Origin of the sequence: Bacillus methanolicus PB1, assembly GCF_000262755.1 — a bacterium.
Lineage (GTDB): Bacteria > Bacillota > Bacilli > Bacillales > Cytobacillaceae > Bacillus_Z > Bacillus_Z methanolicus.
Map to the genome: position 1 here is coordinate 210118 of NZ_AFEU01000001.1, position 22680 is coordinate 232797.

Annotated in this window: 26 protein-coding genes; all 26 read right to left on the reverse strand. The window is 39.0% G+C overall.

All coding sequences use genetic code 11. The features are described 5' to 3' along the window. Positions 1 to 35: 35 nt before the first annotated feature. The 26 genes from PB1_RS00865 to PB1_RS00990 all read right to left on the reverse strand — a co-directional run bounded on the left by PB1_RS00865 (position 36) and on the right by PB1_RS00990 (position 22626). Positions 36 to 824: a phosphatidate cytidylyltransferase gene (locus PB1_RS00865; RefSeq protein ID WP_003350160.1), complete on the reverse strand. Its 789-nt coding sequence runs from the start codon at positions 822 to 824 to the stop codon at positions 36 to 38. Positions 825 to 898: 74 nt separating this feature from the next. Beyond that, positions 899 to 1675: an isoprenyl transferase gene (locus PB1_RS00870; protein ID WP_003350162.1), complete on the reverse strand. Its 777-nt coding sequence runs from the start codon at positions 1673 to 1675 to the stop codon at positions 899 to 901. Positions 1676 to 1897: 222 nt separating this feature from the next. Then, complete coding sequence (gene frr, locus PB1_RS00875) at positions 1898 to 2455, reverse strand: ribosome recycling factor (protein WP_003350164.1); 558 nt, start codon at positions 2453 to 2455, stop codon at positions 1898 to 1900. Beyond that, on the reverse strand, positions 2455 to 3180 hold the full coding sequence (pyrH, locus tag PB1_RS00880) for a UMP kinase (RefSeq protein WP_003350165.1): 726 nt from the start codon (positions 3178 to 3180) through the stop codon (positions 2455 to 2457). The genes frr and pyrH overlap by 1 nt, the downstream gene beginning before the upstream one ends. Positions 3181 to 3384: 204 nt before the next feature. Continuing rightward, a complete protein-coding gene (gene tsf, locus PB1_RS00885; protein ID WP_003350166.1) occupies positions 3385 to 4266 on the reverse strand; it encodes a translation elongation factor Ts in 882 nt (293 codons plus the stop codon). A 121-nt stretch (positions 4267 to 4387) separates the two neighbouring features. Continuing rightward, positions 4388 to 5101, reverse strand: coding sequence for a 30S ribosomal protein S2 (gene rpsB, locus PB1_RS00890; protein ID WP_003350167.1), 714 nt, complete (start codon positions 5099 to 5101; stop codon positions 4388 to 4390). A gap of 147 nt (positions 5102 to 5248) precedes the next feature. Next, complete coding sequence (locus tag PB1_RS00895) at positions 5249 to 5887, reverse strand: DUF6115 domain-containing protein (protein WP_003350168.1); 639 nt, start codon at positions 5885 to 5887, stop codon at positions 5249 to 5251. A gap of 31 nt (positions 5888 to 5918) precedes the next feature. Further along, positions 5919 to 6683, reverse strand: a complete 765-nt coding sequence (locus PB1_RS00900) for a FliA/WhiG family RNA polymerase sigma factor (protein ID WP_003350169.1) — start codon at positions 6681 to 6683, stop codon at positions 5919 to 5921. A gap of 68 nt (positions 6684 to 6751) precedes the next feature. Further along, positions 6752 to 7249 carry a chemotaxis protein CheD gene (locus PB1_RS00905; protein ID WP_003350170.1) on the reverse strand — a complete coding sequence of 166 codons (498 nt, stop codon included), beginning with the start codon at positions 7247 to 7249 and terminating at the stop codon, positions 6752 to 6754. Further along, on the reverse strand, positions 7242 to 7883 hold the full coding sequence (locus tag PB1_RS00910; protein ID WP_003350171.1) for a chemotaxis protein CheC: 642 nt from the start codon (positions 7881 to 7883) through the stop codon (positions 7242 to 7244). Before PB1_RS00910 ends, PB1_RS00905 begins: the two co-directional genes overlap by 8 nt. 3 nt (positions 7884 to 7886) lie before the next feature. Next, on the reverse strand, positions 7887 to 8357 hold the full coding sequence (locus tag PB1_RS00915) for a chemotaxis protein CheW (RefSeq protein WP_003350172.1): 471 nt from the start codon (positions 8355 to 8357) through the stop codon (positions 7887 to 7889). A 69-nt stretch (positions 8358 to 8426) separates the two neighbouring features. Then, positions 8427 to 10493, reverse strand: coding sequence for a chemotaxis protein CheA (locus tag PB1_RS00920; protein WP_003350173.1), 2067 nt, complete (start codon positions 10491 to 10493; stop codon positions 8427 to 8429). Positions 10494 to 10512: 19 nt separating this feature from the next. Beyond that, positions 10513 to 11613 (reverse strand): protein-glutamate methylesterase/protein-glutamine glutaminase, encoded by a 1101-nt coding sequence (locus PB1_RS00925; RefSeq protein ID WP_003350175.1) that lies wholly within the window; start codon positions 11611 to 11613, stop codon positions 10513 to 10515. Beyond that, the gene (locus PB1_RS00930) at positions 11600 to 12487 is read right to left on the reverse strand and encodes a MinD/ParA family protein (RefSeq protein WP_003350176.1); all 888 of its coding nucleotides are present in this window, start codon (positions 12485 to 12487) and stop codon (positions 11600 to 11602) included. Before PB1_RS00930 ends, PB1_RS00925 begins: the two co-directional genes overlap by 14 nt. After that, positions 12471 to 13664 carry a flagellar biosynthesis GTPase FlhF gene (gene flhF, locus PB1_RS00935; RefSeq protein ID WP_003350177.1) on the reverse strand — a complete coding sequence of 398 codons (1194 nt, stop codon included), beginning with the start codon at positions 13662 to 13664 and terminating at the stop codon, positions 12471 to 12473. The genes PB1_RS00930 and flhF overlap by 17 nt, the downstream gene beginning before the upstream one ends. Continuing rightward, positions 13661 to 15697 carry a flagellar biosynthesis protein FlhA gene (flhA, locus tag PB1_RS00940; protein WP_003350178.1) on the reverse strand — a complete coding sequence of 679 codons (2037 nt, stop codon included), beginning with the start codon at positions 15695 to 15697 and terminating at the stop codon, positions 13661 to 13663. Before flhA ends, flhF begins: the two co-directional genes overlap by 4 nt. 64 nt (positions 15698 to 15761) lie before the next feature. Then, the gene (gene flhB / locus PB1_RS00945) at positions 15762 to 16844 is read right to left on the reverse strand and encodes a flagellar biosynthesis protein FlhB (RefSeq protein ID WP_003350179.1); all 1083 of its coding nucleotides are present in this window, start codon (positions 16842 to 16844) and stop codon (positions 15762 to 15764) included. Next, entirely contained in the window at positions 16845 to 17621 is a 777-nt protein-coding gene (fliR, locus tag PB1_RS00950) for a flagellar biosynthetic protein FliR (protein WP_003350180.1), read from the reverse strand. It abuts the gene before it with no gap. 4 nt (positions 17622 to 17625) lie between these two features. Further along, positions 17626 to 17895, reverse strand: a complete 270-nt coding sequence (fliQ, locus tag PB1_RS00955) for a flagellar biosynthesis protein FliQ (RefSeq protein ID WP_003350181.1) — start codon at positions 17893 to 17895, stop codon at positions 17626 to 17628. 14 nt (positions 17896 to 17909) lie between these two features. Further along, complete coding sequence (fliP, locus tag PB1_RS00960; protein WP_003350182.1) at positions 17910 to 18575, reverse strand: flagellar type III secretion system pore protein FliP; 666 nt, start codon at positions 18573 to 18575, stop codon at positions 17910 to 17912. Continuing rightward, complete coding sequence (locus tag PB1_RS00965) at positions 18572 to 19234, reverse strand: flagellar biosynthetic protein FliO (protein ID WP_003350183.1); 663 nt, start codon at positions 19232 to 19234, stop codon at positions 18572 to 18574. The genes fliP and PB1_RS00965 overlap by 4 nt, the downstream gene beginning before the upstream one ends. Before the next feature lie 24 nt (positions 19235 to 19258). Next, positions 19259 to 19621: a response regulator gene (locus PB1_RS00970; RefSeq protein ID WP_003350185.1), complete on the reverse strand. Its 363-nt coding sequence runs from the start codon at positions 19619 to 19621 to the stop codon at positions 19259 to 19261. A gap of 21 nt (positions 19622 to 19642) precedes the next feature. Further along, positions 19643 to 20953 carry a flagellar motor switch phosphatase FliY gene (gene fliY / locus PB1_RS00975; RefSeq protein ID WP_003350186.1) on the reverse strand — a complete coding sequence of 437 codons (1311 nt, stop codon included), beginning with the start codon at positions 20951 to 20953 and terminating at the stop codon, positions 19643 to 19645. After that, positions 20940 to 21941, reverse strand: a complete 1002-nt coding sequence (fliM, locus tag PB1_RS00980) for a flagellar motor switch protein FliM (RefSeq protein ID WP_003350187.1) — start codon at positions 21939 to 21941, stop codon at positions 20940 to 20942. The genes fliY and fliM overlap by 14 nt, the downstream gene beginning before the upstream one ends. A gap of 48 nt (positions 21942 to 21989) precedes the next feature. Continuing rightward, positions 21990 to 22418 carry a flagellar basal body-associated protein FliL gene (gene fliL / locus PB1_RS00985; RefSeq protein WP_003350188.1) on the reverse strand — a complete coding sequence of 143 codons (429 nt, stop codon included), beginning with the start codon at positions 22416 to 22418 and terminating at the stop codon, positions 21990 to 21992. Further along, positions 22408 to 22626, reverse strand: coding sequence for a flagellar FlbD family protein (locus PB1_RS00990; RefSeq protein WP_003350189.1), 219 nt, complete (start codon positions 22624 to 22626; stop codon positions 22408 to 22410). Before PB1_RS00990 ends, fliL begins: the two co-directional genes overlap by 11 nt. Between the last annotated feature and the right edge of the window lie 54 nt (positions 22627 to 22680).

Here is a 22680-nt window from a genome sequence, read left to right on the forward strand (position 1 = left end):
AATCAACAACATGAACAAAGTTTTTATATTGTTTTTTACAATAAGTGAAAGAAATGCAAAAGAGGCCAAACAAATAACAGGCTGTCAAAGCGATCTAAAATACCTCCATGTCCAGGAAGAATTTTGCCGGAATCTTTCACATCATAATGCCTTTTTAAGGCTGATTCAACTAAATCGCCAATTTGACCGAAAATCGACAAAAAAACAGTGATGATCATTAATTGAATTAGTGATGCATCAATATCTGTAAAGAAGACGAATAATATCCCGACGATGATGGCGCATACAATCCCGCCAATAAATCCTTCCACAGTCTTGTTAGGGCTGATTTCCGGCCAAAGCTTGTTTTTGCCAAAAGCCCGTCCTATAAAATAAGCACCTGAATCTGTCGCCCAAACAATAAATAATGAATAAAAAACATAAATCAAGCCCGCTTCGCGCGTTTCAATAAAATAATAAAATCCGATCCCGATATACAAAATTGCCATTGTTGAAAAGGCAACATCGTCAAATGAAAACCTGTTCTTCGTTGCAACGGTATAAGTTAAGAAAAGCAAAACAGCCAACAGCGCGACTTCTACCTTTGAATAGTTAAGATCCTCAATTAAATTTAAATATTCATTTGGCAATAAGAATATCCAAAGAAGGGCCAATGATATAATGCCCGGAACTGAAAAAAGATTGAGTTTTCGCATTTTTAACAGTTCATATAAGCTTATTGTTGCCAACAAGTAAATCATGGCCAAAAATGCCATATTCCCAATAAAAACAATCGGCAAAAAAACAGCCGCTGCTGTAATTGCTGTTACGATTCTTTGCTTCATCCATTATTCAACACCTTTGTATTCTTCGTCTAAATTCAAGAAAATGGAAGCCCCGATGTCAAATTTAGGGATATTCAAACTCCCCCGAATCGTCGTTGGCGGTTTTGGAAATCTTCTATTGCTTCGATTAAATGTTCCTCGGAAAAATCCGGCCACAAAACATCGGTAAACCAAAATTCTGTGTACGCAAGCTGCCATAGCATAAAATTGCTCAGCCGGATTTCCCCGCTTGTTCTAATTAAGAGATCGGGGTCCTCAAGACCTGAAGTCATTAAATAATTGGAAAATACATCCTCATTCAAGTCATTTTCATCTATTATACCACTTCGGCAATCTTTTAAGACGTGCTTAACAGCTTCAATAATTTCAGCTCTGCTTCCATAATTGAGAGCAAAATTCAGAATAAGGCCGTTGTTATCCTTTGTATCATTGGTAGCTTTTTCAATTGCTCTCAATGTATGTTCCGGAAGATTATGCTTATAACCTATCATTTTTACCTTTACATTTTCTTTCACAAGCTCAGGCAAAAAGGTGCCGAGAAACTCTTCGGGAAGCTTCATTAGATAATCTACTTCGTTTTTCGGGCGCTTCCAGTTTTCCGTGGAAAATGCGTACAAAGTCAATATCTTTATCCCTAGTTCATTTGCCAGCATTGTTATTTTTCGAACGACCTTCATACCCTCATGATGGCCTGCTACTCTCGGCAATGCTCTTCTCTTTGCCCAGCGGCCGTTTCCGTCCATAATAATAGCAATATGTGAAGGAACTTGCTGTTCTTTTATGTTTTTGATTCGATCTCGGAGATTGGAAGAGGAATTCTGGTTCTTCCAAAGCTTTATTTTATTTAACATAGGTCAGATCCTCCAAAAAAAGTTAATCGTTACCTCCGATAAATAAGGAAAAAATGCAGAATATGTAAAAATTTTTTCAAACCGCACGCTCTTATCATACCAAAAAATCGATAAGATATCTCTATAAAAAATATGAAGGAATAAATGAAAAGTCAGGACTTTCGGAACAGAATCGATTTTCTATTTTTTGAAAAAGAAAACTCGCCGTCTGGCGAGCAATAATTATATTTCCAAGATTTCCTTTTCTTTATCTTTTGTGATTTGGTCAATTTTATTAATATGTTCATCCGTAAGCTTTTGAATATCATCAGAATATCCGCGCAGATCATCTTCTGTTATTTCGCCTGATTTTTCAAGCTTTTTAAGATCATCATTTGCATCACGGCGGATGTTTCTGATCGCTACTTTAGCTTCTTCTGATTCTTTTTTTACAACCTTTGCAAGCTCTTTGCGGCGTTCCTCAGTAAGCTGAGGAATAGCTATGCGGATAAGGGAGCCGTCACTTGTCGGATTTAATCCTAAATCTGATTTTAAAATGGCTTTTTCGATTTCCCCAATTATTGATTTATCATAAGGCTGGATGACAAGCAAGCGAGGTTCGGGTACAGTAATTCCTGCTAATTGATTGACAGGTGTAGGCACTCCATAATATTCAACGGTTACTCTGTCCAATAAAGAAGCGCTGGCTCTGCCTGCACGAATGCTTGCAAGTTCGCGTGTATATGCTTGGATCGCTTTCGTCATTTTTTCTTTAGCATTTGAAATGACTTGTTTTGGCATTATTTTTTCCCCCTTACAATTGTTCCGATTGTTTCGCCCATCACGGCTCGTTTAATATTTCCCTGTTCCATAATTGAGAATACAATTAACGGTATATTGTTGTCCATACATAATGACGATGCTGTTGAATCCATGACCGCTAATCCTTCTTTTAAAACATCTAAATAAGAAAGTTCATCATATTTTTTTGCATTTTTATCAACTCGAGGGTCAGAGGTGTAAACCCCATCTACATTGTTTTTCGCCATTAAAATAACTTCTGCTTCTATTTCGGCTGCCCGCAAAGCTGCTGTTGTATCAGTTGAAAAGTAAGGGTTTCCAGTACCAGCAGCGAAAATGACCACCCGTTTTTTCTCAAGATGGCGGATCGCACGTCTGCGAATATATGGTTCTGCAACTTGGCGCATTTCGATTGAAGTTTGGACACGTGTTTCAATGCCTAATTGTTCGAGGCTGTCCTGTAGAGCCAAGGAGTTCATTACAGTTGCAAGCATTCCCATATAATCTGCTGTCGCTCTGTCCATTCCCATCTCACTGCCTATTTTTCCCCGCCAAATATTGCCGCCGCCTACAACCACTGCCACTTCAACACCTAATTCAGCTATTTCCTTTACCTGGTCTGCGATCGATTTGATGACGGCAGGATTAATGCCGAAGCCTTGTTCACCTGCTAAAGCTTCTCCGCTTAATTTTAATACTACGCGTTTATACTTAGGGCTGCTCATAAGAACCTCCATATGTAGTCTAAGCTTGTCATGAAAGCTTTAAAAACGAGGCTGTCTCATAAGGGTCTGACCCCATGTGCATTAATCAATATATAGCATATTTATCCTACAATATGTCCTATATATTGAGTTATGGGGTCTGACCCTTAGGCTTTTGAGACAGCCTCGAATATGAATCAGATTGTTTAACTCCAGCTTAATGTCTTACTTCTTTACTTGGTTCATAACTTCTTCTGCGAAGTTCTCTTCACGTTTTTCCAATCCTTCTCCAACTTCGTAACGAACAAATTCACGAATTTTTGCGCCTTTTGATTCTACAAACTGGCGTACTTTTTGGTCAGGATTTTTAACGAAAGCTTGTTCAAGAACACAAACTTCTTCGAAAAATTTTCCAAGACGTCCTTCTACCATTTTTGCAACGATGTTTTCGGGTTTCCCTTCATTTAGAGCCTGTTGCGTTAAAACTTGTCGTTCACGTTCTACTTCTTCTTGAGAAACTTGGTCGCGGGAAACGTATTTAGGATTTAATGCAGCAATATGCATTGCAACATCCTTGGCAGCCTCTTCATCAACAGTTCCTTCCAACACAGTTAGAACAGAGATGCGTCCGCCCATATGCAAATAAGCGCCGAAAGCATCATTGTCGGTTTTTGTTTTGATTTCAAAGCGGCGAAGTGTGATTTTCTCGCCGATTTTTGCAACAGCGGCATTAATGTGTTCAGCCACCTTAGAACCGTTATCCATTTTCTGTTCAGCTGCCTCTTCCACTGTAGCTGGTTTATTCTTAAGAAGGTGGTCAGCCAATTCTTTTACAAGTGTTTGGAAGCCTTCGTTTTTTGCAACGAAATCAGTTTCAGAGTTCACTTCAAGAATGACAGCCTCGTTTCCTTCAACTTTGATAGAAGTAATGCCTTCAGCAGCAATACGGTCTGCTTTCTTTGCAGCTTTTGCGATCCCTTTTTCACGAAGGAAATCAATCGCTTTTTCCATATCACCGTTCGTTTCTTGAAGGGCTTTTTTGCAATCCATCATGCCGGCGCCAGTTTTTTCGCGCAGTTCTTTAACCATTTGTGCAGTAATTGCCATAATAAGAAATCCTCCTTAATTGTATTGTATGTAACTTGGCTATTAGAATCATTCAAGAAAGAAAATCTTTAAAAAAAGGTGATAAAGGGTGCTCCCTATTATCACCTTTAACCTTTAACCATTACTCAGCGGCAGCTGTAGTTGCAACTTCTTCACCTTGTTTAGCTTCTAAGACCGCATCTGCCATTTTTGAAGTTAAAAGCTTAACAGCGCGAATTGCATCATCGTTTGCAGGGATAACCACATCAATTTCATCTGGGTCGCAGTTTGTATCCACGATAGCTACGATTGGAATGTTTAATTTATGTGCCTCTGCAACTGCGATACGCTCTTTACGAGGGTCAATGATGAACAAAGCATCCGGCAGCTGTTTCATTTCTTTAATACCGCCAAGGAATTTTTCTAAACGCTCTTGTTCTTTCTTTAATTTGACTACTTCTTTCTTTGGAAGAACATCGAAAGTGCCGTCTTCAGCCATTCTTTCAATATCTTTTAAACGTTGAATTCGCTTTTGGATTGTTTCAAAGTTAGTTAAAGTTCCTCCAAGCCAGCGTTGGTTAACGTAAAACATTCCGGACCGTTCTGCTTCTTCCTTTACAGATTCTTGAGCTTGTTTTTTTGTACCGACGAAAAGAATTGTTCCTCCATTCGCTGCAAGCTCTTTTACCCAATTATAAGCTTCCTCTACCTTTTTGACTGTTTTTTGAAGGTCGATGATGTAAATGCCGTTGCGTTCAGTGAAAATATATTTTTTCATTTTTGGGTTCCAACGGCGAGTTTGGTGACCGAAATGTACACCGGCTTCAAGCAATTGCTTCATAGAAATTACTGACATGCTTTCTCCTCCTAATGGTTTTCTTTTCCTCCGCCCACATCATTTTTAAACGGGAACTGTCACTTTGACAGCACCATCCGTTTAAATCAGTAAGCGTGTGTAATAACACCATGTCATAATATAGCACAAGAGAAAATGACAATCAAGTTATTCCTGGTCATTTTGGTGATTAAATTTAAGCATAAGTTCGATTTCCGTCTTTCCTTTATTCAGTTTCTTTGCAATTTCCTCAACATTGAATCCTTGCTTTTGCAGGTAAAAAACTTCATTTAACAACGACTTTAAATAATCGTCTTTCTGTTTAAAGTTTATGTTTTGATCTTGGAAATGATACTCTGTGTCATCTAATGGATTTTGAGAGCCTGCCTGTTTGTCATTCGTTAACGGAGAGCTGTTCGAATTTTCGAGCGAAAGTTCAGAATTGTTCATGTTCTTTTTATAAGCTTTTACCGCTTGAAAAGGAGCGACTTTTCCTATTCTGATTGCACGATCTTTTTTTGTTGCATCGGATTGAAGATCCGATATGTTTGGAGCCGGCATTTCACTCGTTCTTATAAATGCAGTTTCTTTATTCAAGCCAATTTCCTGTAAACGAGTAATAAATTTCTCGTTTTCTTCTTTCATTTCAAGCATATAAACAGAAATGACTTCTTCCATTTCCTGAATCATTTTTTCTTGCTTTTTTTCCAGCTTAACGAAACGATTTTGGCGCAAATACAAAATCACAATTGCTAGAAAAGACAAAATATTTAATACTAAACTTAATATCAGGAAAAAAATAACCATATTATCCCTCTATCCGCTGCAAGCATTGATCTTAAATGGCTTTTTCCATTGCTTGCCGCAATTTGTAAAGTGCCTTCGAATGTATTTGGGAAATTCTCGACGTTGACAGCCCCATTACTTGGCCGATCTCAGTCAATGTTAATTCCTCTTTGTAAAACAAACTTAAAACTAGCTGTTCCTTTTCATTCAGCTGAGAAATGAGCTCAGCCATCTCCAAAAGCATTTCTTCTTTCACAATTTTTTCTTCTGGATTTTCTGCTTTCTCATCCTTTAGGACAAATGAATGCCCGTCTTTATCATCATGTTCCAGAGGATGTTCATCAATTGAGAGAACATTGGCAAAGAAGTGTTCATTCATTGTAGAAACTACTTCATCTTCTGAAATATTCAGTTCAGCTGCAATTTCTGCTGGCGTCACGTTTCTCATATATCGCTGTTCAAGCTTTTCAGCAGCAGATTCAATCTTTTTGGCCTTATCTCTTGTGCTTCGCGGCAGCCAATCTTCTTTTCGCAACCCGTCAAGAATAGCCCCGCGAATACGAAAGGAAGCATATGTATCAAACTTTAATTCTCGCTCAGGGTCAAATTTTTCAAGTGCATCATACAAGCCAACCATTCCAAGGCTATGCAAATCATCCCTTGATATGCTTTTCGGAAGACCGATAGAGATTCTTTGCACATGATAATTAACTAATGGCATATATTTTTTGACTAGTAGATTTCCTGCGTGAGGATCACGATGCCGTACCCATTTTTCCCAATATATTTGCTCATCGGCCGTTAAAACCTTTGTCACGGTAATCCTCCTCAAAACATTTACCACTTTGTATTGGCGGGTCTGACCTTTTGCTTATGTGTCAGCACCTATATCGTGCCTGTTCCTTTGTTTACCGTACGGATCGTTAATTCGCAAGTTTTCGGATTAAATTCGATCGTCCTGCCGTTGTTTCCTCCAACATCTTCTGCAACAATGACTATTTTTAATTCAGCAAGCTCTCTTTTTACTGCTTCTACATTTCTCGGTCCGATTCTCATCATATCGTTCGCAGCAGCAAATTGAAACATTTGGGCGCCGCCGGCTATTTTTGCTTTTAACGCCAATGGACTGGCACCGCCCTTTACTAATAAGGATACAAGTTCTTTTATTGCTGTATCAGCATATTTAGCTCTGTTAATTGTCCCTGCCTTTGCTAGCGTAGAATCAGGAAGCATAACATGGGCTAATCCGGCAATCTCTTTTACCTGATCGTAAATGACTACCCCTACACAAGAACCGAGTCCGGAAGTCCTGATTAAACCGGGAGCACGTACAATCTTCATGTCAGCAATTCCTACTTTTACAACCTGCAAACTTTCAATCATCCTCTGCAACCCCTAAAGATTTGAAAATCGTTTGAAAGGAGTCAGGGTCAGGCAAAAGGAAAAAATGGCCTTTCACACCTTCTGAAGCTTGCATGTCATCTTCATTTAACGCCGTTTCAACAACTATTGCATAATCACTAACTTGTGAAAATTCTATTAATCCGAAGCTGATGATGGCTCCTACCATATCGATGCTAAGGGCAGGCACAGAAGGATACAGACTAAGATTTGTAAAGTCTGACAATGATGACAAATAAGAACCGGACAATATATTGCCAAGCTCTTGAAGTGCCGATAAAGCCAGTTCATTATATGGAGGGTCCTCAAATGTGAAGTCCGAATCACCAATCATTCGCTGAATAAAGGCATCTGCCTGTTTTAATGAAAGTATAAAAAACATGCTTCCTGGAGCATCTCCTTCAATTCTTAAAAATACACCGGCTACCACATTTTCTGCGCCGCCGGCCATTTCCATCATTTCATCAAACGAAACAATCCGAACGTTCGGCACGTTCATTTCTATTTTTTTATTTAATATAGTAGACAATGCCGTTGCCGCATTGCCGGCGCCGATATTGCCAATCTCTTTTAAAATATCAAGGTGCAAACTTGTAATATTTTCGATGAATAACATAGCCTATCCTTCATTCCCAACAGATACATGAATTTTATCAATACTTAAAACCTTGCCGAGGTCTATCAAAATTAATAATCTCTTATCTATATTCACGACCCCCCTAATAAAATCCGAATCTATTGCACCAACAACTTCGGGAGGGGGTTCAATGGAATTTGCCGGAATATCTATTACATCATTTGCATCATCTACGATCAGCCCTACTTCTATATCTTCAATAGACACAATAATTACACGCGTGTTGTCATTGTAACTTACTTCAGGAAAGTCAAATCTCTTCCGAAGATCAATAATAGGAGTAACGACCCCTCGTAAATTAATGACGCCCTTCACGAAAGGTGATGTGCCGGGAACTCTTGTAATATGTTGAACCTTTTCAATAGACTGGACCTGGCTGACAGGGATTGCATATTCTTTCTCCATTAGTTGAAAAACGATTACTTTCATATCATCAGTTTTGGCTGTGGTCATGTTGATTCACTCCCTTAAAATCTCTCATTTTTTACAACAAGACTATGAAAAAAAGATCAGCGCTTTTCCTTACTTGATAAGGGCATTGCAATCTACGATAAGAGCAACTTGACCGTCACCAAGAATAGTTGCACCGGAAATCGCAAAAACATTTGTTAAGTAATTTCCCAGTGATTTTAAAACAACCTCTTGCTGGCCAATAAATGAATCGACAACAAGACCGGCCATTTTATCTCCTTTTCGAACAATGACAACAGAGTGGAATTCATCATCTTCTTCATCCCATGCCGGTACTTCAAAAATATCCTTTAAGAATAATAGGGGTACAACCCTTCCTCTGAAATCGATCACTTTCTGATTATGGGCATTGAATATTTCTTCTTTTTTCACGATCGCTGTTTCGATAATCGAGGATAATGGGATCGCATACTTTTCATTTTTGATTTCGACAAGCATGACAGAAATGATTGAAAGAGTTAATGGTAATTGAATAGAAAAGATAGATCCTTTTCCTTCTTTCGAATCAATTGAAACAGAGCCTCCAAGTGATTCGATCGTGTTTTTCACAACATCCAATCCAACGCCGCGGCCCGAAATATCAGATATTTTCTCGGCTGTTGAAAAACCGGAAGCAAAAATCAGCTCGTACACTTGTTTATCCGATAACCCTGCGGCCGTTTGTTCATTAATAATTCCTTTGCTTACAGCTTTATTAAGAATTTTTTCTTTATTTATTCCTGCCCCGTCATCTTCAATCTCGATAAATACGTGATTACCGCTGTGGTAAGCTCTCAGGAAAATCGTTCCCACTTCATTTTTTCCGTTAGCTTTTCGTACTTCAGGAATTTCTATGCCATGATCAATCGCATTCCGCAACAGGTGTACAAGCGGATCCCCAATTTCATCGATAACCGTTCTGTCCAGTTCGGTTTCTGCTCCTATAATTTCTAATTCTATTTTTTTATTTAAATCTCGTGCAAGCTGGCGCACCATCCGCGGAAAACGGTTAAAGACATTTTCTACCGGAACCATCCGCATATTTAAAATAATATTTTGCAAATCACCGGAAATCCGGGACATTCTTTCAACCGTTTCATGCAGTTCCTGATTGTTTAACTCACGTGAAATTTGTTCCAGTCTTCCCCGGTCAATAACCAATTCCTCGAACAAGTTCATTAAAATATCGAGCCTTTCGATATTAACGCGAATCGTCTTGTTGCTAGTTGCAGACTGTTTAGCAGCCGATTTCTTGCTCGGAGTCGTCTTGTTTGATTGTGAAATCTTTGTACCTTGAATACTTTCTGAGCCTGAATGATCCGACTGGCTGTTAACAGGGGCGTCGCATTCTTTTTCCGATATTTGAAAATCTTCAAATGAAAGAGGGACAGCTTTTACTTTCTCCACTTCGGAAACTTTCATAATCTTTTTTTCAATAACTTCCCGCTGTTCCTTTGTAATTAAAGTTACTGCAAATTCATGATCAAATTGCTCTTCTTCGAGCTGATCAACTGAAGGAATGGATTTAATGACTTCCCCCATTTTTTCGAGAACTTCAAAAATCATAAAAACGCGAGCAGCTTTTAACAGACAGTCTTCTCGTAAATTCACTGTGATTTCATAGGCTTCAAACCCTTGTTCTTTTGACTGCTTTAGTACCGTCAACTCAAATTGGTCGTATGAGCCAATTGTTGCGGCAGAAGTCTCTTTAGCGGCAGCTGCGGGAACTTCTTCATTTGATTTTTGTTGAATAGGTTTTTCTCCTTTTTCGATTAGTCTCAATTTATTTACAACGTCATTGACATCCCGTTTGCCGTCTCCGCCTTCAGCAATGGATTGAACCATCGCTTCCAAATCGTCGACTGCAAGGAAAATAACATCTAAAACTTCAGGTGTAACAGAAATTTTATGATTACGGATCGCGTCTAAAACATTTTCCATTTGATGGGTCAGACTGGCAAGGTCTTCATACCCCATTGTCGCCGACATCCCTTTCAACGTATGCGCCGAGCGAAAAATTTCATTTACAATTGAAATGTCCTGAGGGTTTTTTTCAAATTCTAATAGCTTCTCATTACAAGCTTGCAAGTGCTCTTTGCTTTCTTCAATAAAAACCTCTAAATATTGGTTTATCTCCATGCGCCTTCACTCCCCGGCATTAAACATATTTCATAATTGTTTCAGCAATTTTCTCAACATTTTGGACTTCATCTACCAATCTTGTAGCAATAGCCGATTTAGGCATTCCAAACACGATGGAAGTTTCTTGTGATTCTGCAATTGCTTTCACTACTCCGTTACTTTTTAAATGAATAAGCCCTTCGGCCCCGTCAGATCCCATTCCAGTCATGATAACGGCGATCTTTAAATAGTCTTTTATATTGCTTACAGACTCAAACATTACATCGACAGAAGGACGATGCCCATTATAAGGAGGAGACTTGTCAAGTTGAACTGCAAGGCTTGTCCCTACTTGTTTTACCTTAAGGTGATAACCGCCAGGTGCTATATACGCTGTTCCCTTCTTTAGCAATTCTCCATCTTCTGCTTCTTTGACGTGAATTTGGGATAAAGAATTCAACCTGTCCGCCAAAGATTTTGTAAAACCCGGCGGCATATGTTGAACGACTAAAATGGGCGCCTGAAATTCTCGAGGAAGCTGAGTAAGAACATGCTGCAATGCTCTCGGACCGCCGGTTGAAGTTCCAATACAAATAAGCTTTTTTTTCTGATGGCTCCATTTACCATAGGAAACTTTCGAATGTTTTATCTTGTTCTGTAGTTCTATTTTACTATAATTTTCAGCTGCTGGAACAGCATTCTTTCCAATTAATGAATCTTTTTCCACTTGCTTCATATTTGCCTTGCTTGCTAATACCACTTTACGAACTAATTCGTCTTTGACCTTATGTAAATCAATAGATATTGGCCCTGATGGCTTTTGAACGAAATCAATCGCCCCATATTGCATTGCCAGCACTGTATTTTCTGCGCCTTCTCGTGTCGTGCTTGATAGCATGATAATAGGGACGGGATTCTCTTTCATGATCATTTTTAACGCTTCGAGCCCGTTCAATTTCGGCATTTCAATATCCAATGTGACTACATCTGGCTTCAATTCCTTTACTTTCTTAACGGCATCTTCCCCGTTCCGGGCTATTCCAATGACACTTATCCGTGGATTTTCAGATAGAAAATCTTGAATAAGTTTTCTCATAAATGCTGAATCATCTACTACAAGCACCTTAATTTTCTCCATACCGGCCCCTACCTTTAAAGAGAATTTTCTTTAGCTTTGAAACAAAATGAAATTTTACCGCAGGTGTTGATTCAACTGGCTTCCGTTGCACATAGCGATCGGCAATTTCTATTAATGACCGGGATACAGGAGATTTTTCATTTATATTTACAAAAGGAATTTGCCTTCTGACAGCCGTTTGCACCGTCAAATCATCAGGGAGAATGCCCAATGAAATCAAACGGCGCCCTAAAAATTGATCGACAACCTTAGATAATCTTTGAATCGTTTCGGTTCCTTCCTTTATTGATCGGGCCTTATTTACGACAACATATAACGGAATCCTTGAATTGAGTAAATGTACATATTTCATCATCGCATACGCATCCGTGATTGCAGTCGGCTCAGGTGTTGTAACAACGAACACTTCATCTACAGACAGCAAAAAAGGCAATAAATCTTCTCTTATGCCCGCTCCCATATCAAAAATCAAATAATCATAATCCTCAAAGTTCATTTCTAAATCTTCAAAAAACTGGTCCAATTCTGCTTCTCCAAGTTTCACAAACGAAGCTAGACCTGAACCGCCGGCAATATAACGGACTCCGTTAGGTCCTTTCAACATGATTTTTTCAAGAGGTATTTCTTTTTCAAAATAATCAACTATTGTTAAGTCAGGAGCGCTTCCCATTAAAATATCCAAATTCCCCATTCCGATGTCCATATCAATTAACAAAGCTTTGGCGCCCCATTTTGACAATGTAATGGCAAAGTTTAAAGAAAAATTTGACTTTCCGACTCCGCCTTTCCCGCTGACAACAGCGATTGCCTTTTTATTATTTTTCTTTTCTTCCAAACGAAGTCTCAATCTTAATCTTTCAGCTTGATCGCTCATCTGTTTCAACCCCAAACAATAATTTTGTTATAACCGAAGGGTTGGCAACCAGTATATCATCGGGAACATTTTGGCCATTCGTCAAATAAGCCACTCCAGTCCGGAATTTATCTATTACGTTCAGCATCGCACCATAGCTTGATGTTTCATCTGCTTTTGTAAAAATCAATTTATCGATGTGAATTATTGAAAACTGTTTAAGAATTTCTTCCATATCTTTTTGTTTTGAAGTTAAAGAAAGGACAAGAAAAGTTTCCATATTCCTGTCAAAATCAATTGTTTTTTTCAAGTCATTAACATAATCCGGATTCCGGAAATTTCTGCCGGCTGTATCAACGAAGACAATATCATAATCGGCAAATTGATTTGCTGCTTTCTGGAAATCTTCCGTGTTGTAGCATACTTCTAACGGAACTTTTAATAATTTTGCATAAGTTTTTAACTGATCGATCGCAGCAATCCGATAAGTATCTGTTGTAATAAATGCTGCCCTTTTTTTATGCGTCAGCACACAATCGGCGGCAATCTTTGCTAAAGTTGTCGTTTTACCAACTCCTGTTGGACCAACCACATTAACAAATTGTTTTGCAAAATTAACTCCGCCAAATGTAAGATCGGAGATGCGATTACAAATATGACTCTTAAGCCATGACAAAACTTCAACATTTGATGCGCGGGCGCCTTTTAAATACCACTTTTCAATTAACTCTTCGAACACTGCTGCCTGGATTTGTTTATTAATCTCTTGTTTTTCCATCAGCAAAATTGCTTCATGCAGCGGACCAGGCAGCGGAATTCCTCTTTCATAAGAAGTAGAATAACCTTTTTGCAACAGTGCTTTTATTTCTGACATTTCCTTTATCAATTCACTTGTGTTAAGGTCATGAACAGTTGTCTCTAATTTGTTCTCATAACGTATTACTTGCTGTTTTTCAAATAGGTGTTCCTTCTCTTTCGGGATGTTCTTTGTTTTTTGTATCACGATCGGTATCGATTCTTCTTTTGGCATAGGATCGACCGCCGCAACGACTTCGATATTTTTCTTTTTAAAAAAACCTAAAAATCCGCCTGTATGAACAACCTTCGAATTAAGAATAACAGCATCGTTGCCAAGTTCAGCTCTTATTAATTTCATCGCTTCAGGCATAGAGGAAGCGACATATTTCTTTACTTTCAATCTACATTCACCACCCCGACGCTTTGTACTTCTACGTTTGCTTCCAGTTCGTTATAAGATAATATCGGTATTTGCGGAAAATATCTTTCGGTTAACTGGCGGACATACATTCTTACTGCCGGAGAACATAATACAACAGGAGTCTGATCCATGAGCGACAATTGTTCAATTTGGGAAGCAATTGACTCCAATATTTGTTGAGAAATAGAAGGATCAAGAGATAAATAATTGCCGTGCTCCGTTTGCTGTACCCCTTCTGCAATTTTTTTTTCAACTTTTCCGGAAAGCGTGATTACCTTTAATGTTTTCTCCTGCCCCGTATATTGGTTCGTTATTTGTCTGGCAAGTGCCTGGCGAACATATTCAGTAAGGAGATCTGTATCCGTTGTGACTTTTCCGAAATCTGCAAGCGTTTCGAAAATAACCGGCAAATTTCGAATCGATACATTCTCTTTTAGAAGTTTCGCAAGTACTTTCTGTACTTCACCGACAGAAAGTGGATTTGGCGTTACTTCATCGACAAGGATCGGATAGCTTTCTTTAAGATGGTCAATCAATTGTTTTGTTTCTTGTCTTCCTAACAACTCATAGGCATTAGCTTTAATGACTTCGGTAATATGTGTCGAGACGACTGAAGGCGGGTCAACGACTGTATATCCCAAAATTTCTGCCTTTTCCTTCATTTCTTCTGTAATCCACTTGGCGGGAAGCCCAAATGAAGGTTCAACCGTGTCAATTCCCTCGATTGAATCATCATCTGCTCCTGGGCTCATCGCCAAATAATGATCTAGAAGCAGTTCACCCCTTGCCATTTCATTACCTTTTATTTTTAATCGGTATTCGTTCGGCTGAAGTTGAATATTATCGCGGATACGGACAACCGGGATGACTAACCCTAATTCAATCGCCAGCTGCCGGCGGATCATGACAATCCGATCCAAAAGATCCCCGCCTTGATTTGTGTCAGCCAATGGAATAAGCCCATACCCAAATTCGAATTCAATCGGATCCATGCTTAATAAATTAACAACACTTTCAGGGCTTTTCATCTCATCGGTTTCAATTTCCTCTTCAAGTTCTTGCAAATGTTCTTTGTCCGGCTCCGGCATTCTCGATAACATTTTCCCTCCTAAAACCAGCAAACCAGAAATAGGAAGCGTCAATAAATCCGAAATTGGTGTGAATAATCCAAGGAAGAAGATTGTACCTCCGGTAATATAGAGCATTTTCGGATAAGCTAGAAGCTGGGAAGTAATATCCGTCCCAAGATTCCCTTCTGAAGCCGCCCTCGTCACGACAATACCTGTTGCAGTTGAAATCAGTAATGCTGGAATTTGACTTACAAGACCATCCCCAACTGTTAGCAAAGAATAGTGGGAGGCTGCATCGCTGATGGACATATCTTTTTGCAGCATTCCGATTACAATTCCAAAAATTAAGTTGATAAATACGATAATGATACCTGCAATTGCGTCACCTTTTACGAATTTGCTGGCACCATCCATCGCTCCGTAAAAATCAGCTTCCCTGCCGACTTTTTCCCGGCGCTGCCTGGCTTCTTGCTCTGAGATCATACCTGCATTTAAATCTGCATCGATGCTCATTTGTTTCCCCGGCATTGCATCTAAGGTGAAGCGTGCTGCGACCTCTGAAACGCGTTCAGAACCCTTAGTAATAACGATAAACTGAATAATGATCAAAATAAGGAATACAACAAGACCGACAACCAGGTTGCCCCCGATTACAAACGTGCCAAAAGTTTCAACAACCCCACCGGCTTCACCATTCGACAAAATCGCCCTGGTCGTTGACACATTCAATCCGAGGCGAAAAAGCGTTAATATCAGCAATAATGAAGGAAAAACGGAAAACTGGAGCGGTTCTCTCATATTCATTGAGGTTAGCAATACAATCAGCGCTAAAGAAATATTTATAATAATTAAGATGCTTAGCAGCCATGTTGGAAAAGGAATTATTAGCATTGCTACAATTAAGATCACACCTAGCAATACTGAAAGATCTCTTGCTGACATACCATTTCTCTCCTAACTCGCTCCAATTTATATTAAAAGAAGGTCTAAACAAAATGAAATTCATTCAAATCTTATTTTTTATCCGGTAAACGAACGCCAGAATTTCCGCTACCGCTTTAAAAAATTGTTCCGGAATTGTCTCACCTATATCCGTCTGTTCATATAAGGCTCTTGCCAGTGGACGGTTTTCCACCGTGATGACATCATTTTCTTTCGCAATAAACTTGATCTTTTGAGCGACATAATCTGCACCTTTTGCGACGACATACGGGGCATCCATTTTTTGCTCATCATACTTTAATGCAACCGCAAAATGGGTAGGGTTTGTTATGACCACATCGGCTTTCGGTACTTCCTGCATCATTCTTCGCATTGCCGTTTCACGCTGTCTTTGCTTTATTTTAGATTTGATGAGAGGATCCCCTTCAATATTTTTGAATTCATCTTTTATATCCTGCTTTGACATTCGGATGCTTTTTTCAAAATCGTACTTTTGATAAAGATAATCGAGACTTGCCAGAAAGAGCAGAGCAATTGATGCAATCAGCCCCATCTTCACCGTTAAACTTGCGATCGCAGCAAGAGCAGCCCCTGCAGATTTATGAGAAAGGAGAAGAATTTCATCAATCCGCTTCCAAAGAACCGTAAACGTAACAATTCCGACAAAACTGATTTTTAAAACAGATTTAAATAGCTCAACCAGTGCCCTTAAAGAAAAAATGCGTTTAAAACCCTGGATCGGATTAATCTTCTCAAGTTTCATTTGAACGGCTTCTGGCGAAAATAATAATCCGATCTGAAAATAATTAGCCACAGCGCCGGCAATAAGAGCAACAAGCATGATCGGTCCTAAAATAGAAGTGAGTTCCTTCAAGATTTCGATCATAATCGAGTTGAGATTATTTTCCGTCATTTCAACAACCAAATAATTCTGGAAAGAATGCTTGAATACACCTAAAATATGATCCAACAAGAACTCGCCGGCGAACATGAAAAATATAAAAACTGCCAGCAAATTAACTGCCGTATTCACATCCTGACTTTTTGCCGCCTGCCCTTTTTTTCGAGCATCTTGGCGTTTCTTTGGGGTCGCTTTCTCCGTTTTTTCTCCGGCAAAAAACTGCAAGTCTAAGGTAAGAAAATTCATTCATAGCCCTCCAATTAGGTCCATTAAACCGCGCATCGTGCTAAGCATTGTCTCAAACAACTGAGTGACTGACAGCATCATCGCACCCATTACAGCAATCATAACAATAAAGCTGACACCAATTTTCAAAGGGAGGCCGACAATAAATACGTTTAACTGCGGAACCGTTCTTGCCACGATCCCAAGGGCTATATCAACAAGAAAAAGACAGCCAACAACTGGAACAGACATTTGAAAAGCAATAACAAAGATGAAGCTAAATGATTTCAAAACATAATTTAATAGGTTTTCATTGCCGAAAGGGATCCATGCTTGATCAATAGGAATAAACTTGTAACTGTAAAAAATGCCGTCAATCAATAAATGATGTCCATTTACCGACAGCAAAAAAAGCAATGCAACCGAGTACAAATATTGCCCCATCAAAGGGCTTTGTGCACCTGTCTGCGGATCAATGACATTGGCAATTGCAACGCCCATTTGAAAATCAATAAATCCACCGGCTATTTGGATTGCAGACATAATCATATAAGCGACAAAGCCAATCAAAAGCCCAACTAATGCTTCTTTAATAATCATGAGGAGAAACTCTCCATTGATTTCAATAGCGGGTGCATCAATTGAATAAAACATAATCCAGGCAAGAAAAAAGCCAAGGCCGATCTTTATCCTCGCAGGTATTGTCCTGTAAGAAAAGAACGGCATCATAAGAAAAAAAGAAGTTATCCTTACAAAAATAAGCAAAAACGATGGAAATTTCGGGAGCAAATCCAGCATAGAATCATCCTATAAATCTCGTTAAATTCGAAAAAATTTCATTTGCATATGACATCATATGGCTCAGCATCCATGGTCCGAAAAATACGACTCCGAGCAAAACGGCAACAATTTTCGGAATAAATGCCAGGGTTTGTTCCTGAATTTGTGTAGTTGCTTGAAAAATACTTACAATCAAACCTACAACTAATGCGAGAAGCAATAATGGCCCGCTTATAATCAATACTGTGTAAATGCCCTGTTCGGCAATCGAAATGACAGCTTCAGAAGTCATTACATTCACCCGCTTTAATAGCTTTGTAAAAGAGATTTAACTACTAAATACCAACCGTCTACCATAATAAAAAGTAATATTTTGAATGGGAGCGAAATCATTACAGGCGGAAGCATCATCATTCCCATCGACATCAAGACACTTGACACAACCATATCGATCACTAAAAAAGGAATAAAAATCATAAAACCAATCTGAAAAGCCGTCTTTATTTCAGATATTGCAAAAGCCGGAACGAGTGTAGTCAATGGTATATCTTGTACAGACTTCGGACGCTCTGCCTTTGAATAGTCTAAAAAAAGGGCAAGATCTTTCTGTCTTGTATGGGCGCTCATAAACTCTTTAAAAGGTACACTGGCCCGATCATAAGCCTCTTCTAAAGTAATTTCATTATTAAACAGCGGAATAAGCGCCTCATCGTTTACTTTTTCGAAAGTAGGAGCCATCACAAAAAATGTCAAGAACAGAGACAATCCAATAAGCACTTGAGTCGGCGGCATTTGCTGTGTAGCAAGCGCCGTTCTGACAAAGGAAAGAACGATTACAATTCTTGTAAAACAAGTCATCAATATAAGAATGCTGGGAGCTAAAGAGAGAACAGTCAAAAGCAAAAGAAGTTTAACAGAAACAGAAACGTTTTCGGGGGAGCTGTTGCTAAAAAATTGGATAAATTCGTTCATCGTTCGTCTTTCCCTTTCTGTTCCATACCTTCAAAAAATTTTTTCCTTTCTTTTTTCAATTCATCTAATTGCTTTTTTAGAAGCGTTTTGAATTGACTGTTATTCTCATTAGCTGATAATATTTTCCTTGTTCTCTGAGTGACCTTTGTCACAATATCGCTTGGTTGAACGAGCTGTTCAATTTTGTCGTTGTATTCTGTGATGATTTGACGAAACTCATCAGGATCGTCAATTTCTTTTAACAGCTGGATGTTTTCACCTACGCCGACAACTAAAAGCCGGTTTCCCACCTTAACCATTTGGATCGACCGGTTTCCGCCGAGATTCGCCCCCCCGATGTTCTCAACTAATTGAGTACTTTTGTATGCCATCGATTTTTTATTGATCAGCTTGAGAATAAAATAAAGAAGCGCCACTACAAAAAGTGTTGCAAAAATCATTCTGAAGAAATCCCAAACATTTAGTCCAACATTTTCTCCACCTGGTTTTGCTTGTTCTTTTTGTTTTTCCCGAATGGAATCATCTTCACAGTTATCGGGATTTTCAACACATTCTTTTACACTGTTATTTACCTGCTCTGCAAAAGCCCATCTTTGTGAGCCGAGCAAAGCAAGTAAAACGAGAAGCGCCACTTTTCCCATGAATATTAGTTTTTGCAATGCGCTGCACCTCAAATCGCAGTCTTATCCTAAAGTCTTAGAAATTGCTTCTAACACACGATCAGCCTGAAACGGCTTTACAATAAAATCTTTCGCTCCAGCTTGAATCGCATCGATGACCATTGCTTGCTGTCCCATAGCCGAACACATGATAACTTTCGCATTTGGGTCGATTTTTTTAATCTCTTTAAGTGCAGTGATCCCGTCCATTTCCGGCATTGTAATATCCATCGTTACCAATTCAGGCTGAAGTTCCTTATATTTTTCGACTGCTTGGATTCCGTCGGCAGCTTCACCGACAACATCATACCCATTCTTTGTTAAAATGTCTTTTATCATCATTCGCATGAATGCAGCATCATCTACTATTAAGATTTTATGTGCCATAACCATTATACCCCCATCTGTTTATATCAGTTTATTAATGCGATCACTCTGGCTGATAATGTCGGTAACACGAACTCCGAAGTTTTCATCGATAACAACAACTTCACCTTTTGCAATAAGACGGTTATTGACTAAAATATCAACAGGTTCTCCTGCCAGTTTATCGAGTTCGATGATAGAGCCAGCCGAAATGTCTAATATTTCTTTTACTGACCTTCTTGTTCTCCCAAGTTCAACCGTTATTTGCAAAGGAATATCAAGCAGTATATTTAAGTTCCTTGATTCAGTTTCCTGAAGTTTATATGGTTCAAAACTTGAAAAGACTGCCGGTTGAACATTCGGGCGATTTCCTGCTGCTTGAAATCCGGATCCATAATGTCCCGCCTCGGATTGATAATCCATACCCCTTCCTTGAAACGGTGCAGAATATGCATGTTGCTGTTGCAAATTTCCGTTCATTTGCTGTCCATTATGCGATGAATGGGTTTCATAGCTTTGAGCATGTCCTGCTTGTTCCTTGTTGTCATAATGGCCGGAAATATTTTGTTGTCCCAGATCTTCTGGATGTTGTTCGGTAGGACCTTGTCCGTCTGTTGCACTCGCAGTTTTTTCATTTTTTTCTGATGCATTGATCGATTGTTCTTCCGGATTGAGCAGTCCTTTAACCAAACTTTTTGCAAACTCAAGCGGGAGAAGCTGCATAATATTTGAATCGATCAGCTCTCCAATTTTAAGGCTGAATGAAACCTTTACAAGCAAATCGTCATTAGGTATTTTTTCTGTTCCTTCTCCATGGAGAAAATTTAAAATATCGATGGAAGGGGGTGATATATCCACCTTCTTATTGAAAATGGCCGACATACTAGTGGCAGACGATCCCATCATCTGATTCATTGCTTCCTGGACAGCACTCAACTGTATCTCATCCATCATTTCCGAAGGATTTAGTCCGTCACCGCCAAGCATTAGATCTGCGATAATTGATGCATCCGTTTGTTTAATTACAAGCAAGTTGCTTCCTGAAAAACCTTCTGTATAGTTGACAAGGATGGCAACATATGGGTGCGGGAACTCTTCTGGCAGATGTTTTCTATGAATGACGGAAACCTCCGGAGTTGTAATCTCCACTTTTTGATTTAACAAAGTTGATAGAGCAGTTGCCGAGCTTCCAAATGAGATATTTCCAATTTCCCCTAAGGCATCCTTCTCCATTAATGAGAGATAATCTTCTACATTTAAACGAGGAGCAGCCGAGTAAGCTGTATCATCACTATTTGTGCCTCTTAATAGAGCATCTATTTCATCTTGAGAGAGCATATTATCGCCCACCATCTTCATCTTCCCCCTTCAATGCATCTAACACTTGAACGGCTAATTTTTTATTTACTTTACCAGGCTGTCCTAAAAATTTAGGGATTTCGCCGATTTTTATTAAGAGCGGTTGATCAATTGCCTGATTCAATTCAATCACATCCCCAACATCCAACAACAAAAATTCCTGTATCGATATTTCCGAAGTTCCTAGTTCCGTGATTACAGGAACATCAGCATTTTGGATTCGTTTCTCCAGTATCGCAATTTCCTCTGGTTCTCTGTCTTTTTTCTCCGTTTGCATCCAGTAATGTACCGAAAGCTTTGGAATAATCGGCTCCAGAACGATGTGCGGAATACAAATATTGATCATGCCGCTCGTTTCCCCAATGGTCGTATTCAATGAGATAACGACAACCGTTTCATTGGGAGATACCATTTGCAAAAACTGAGGATTTACTTCAAACTCGGTCAATATTGGATCAATATCTGCTACCGTTGCCCATGCCTCTCGCAAATATTCAAAGGCGTGTTCAAATGTGTTTGACATAATTTTTTCTTCAATTTCAGTCAAGTTTTCGACTTTGTTGAAACTTGCCCCTCTTCCGCCCATCATCCGGTCCAGCATTGCGTAAGCCACATTAGGATTAACTTCCATTATAATTCGGCCATCAAGCGGAGGAACTTCAAAAACATTTAATATTGTCATCTTTGGTATTGAACGAATGAATTCTTCATAAGGAATCTGATCAGCTGATGCAACGCCGATTTGCACATAAGTCCTGAGCTGAGCAGAGAAAAATGTCGTTAATAATCTCGCAAAGTTTTCATGAAGGCGGGTTAAACTGCGAATTTGGTCTTTTGAAAAACGCAGAGCCCTCTTAAAATCGTAAATTTTCACTTTTTTCTCTGTTTGCTCTTTTTTTAATTCATCTGCATTCATCTCCCCTGTAGAAAGAGCAGACAACAGGGCATCAATTTCACTTTGCGATAATATTTCCCCTGACATGTGAACTCACCTCCATTTTTTCTGTTGATTCATCCTCTGGATATCTTTTTATTGGAGGAGAGATTCGGTAATATACACCTTAACAACCTTCCCTTCTTGCATCAGGCTGTTAATTTTTTCTTGTATGTCTTCTTCAAGTTTCAATTTTCCTTCTTTTCCTCGAAGTTCTTCAGTTTTTTTCTCGGATAATTCTTGAATAATGATATTTCTCACTTGAAAATCGCGTTTCTCCAATTCTTCTTTAGCCTTTTTACTGTCTGTTTGAATTTTAAATGAAATTCTAATAAAGTCATCACTGGCGAGATTCGTAACAATATCCTTTACATCAACTGACATTTCTAGCACTTCATCAATTGTCGGCTCTTTTTGTTCTTTTTCACCTGTAAATTTCAATACGGCCACAACCGCAACAGCCCCTGCAAGAGTGATTGCTACAAGCAATATGAACATAATCTTTAAAAGGTTATTATTCTTCATCCTCAATTTCCTCCAACTGTTGTCCAAGAAGGTTGACAGTTTGATAGAATCTCGCAACCAACTCCAAGACTTGATCCTCTGTCTCCTTCACGACGTATTTGCGGCCGTTTGTCAGTGTAATGGTCGTATCAGGAAACGATTCTACCGTTTCTATGTATATTGCATTAATGATAAAAGGCTTTCCATTCAGTCTAGTTACCTTAATCACTTTATGTATCAGGGCCAAAGGCTTGTCCCCTAAGGCCCTGCCCCTCCCTTATTA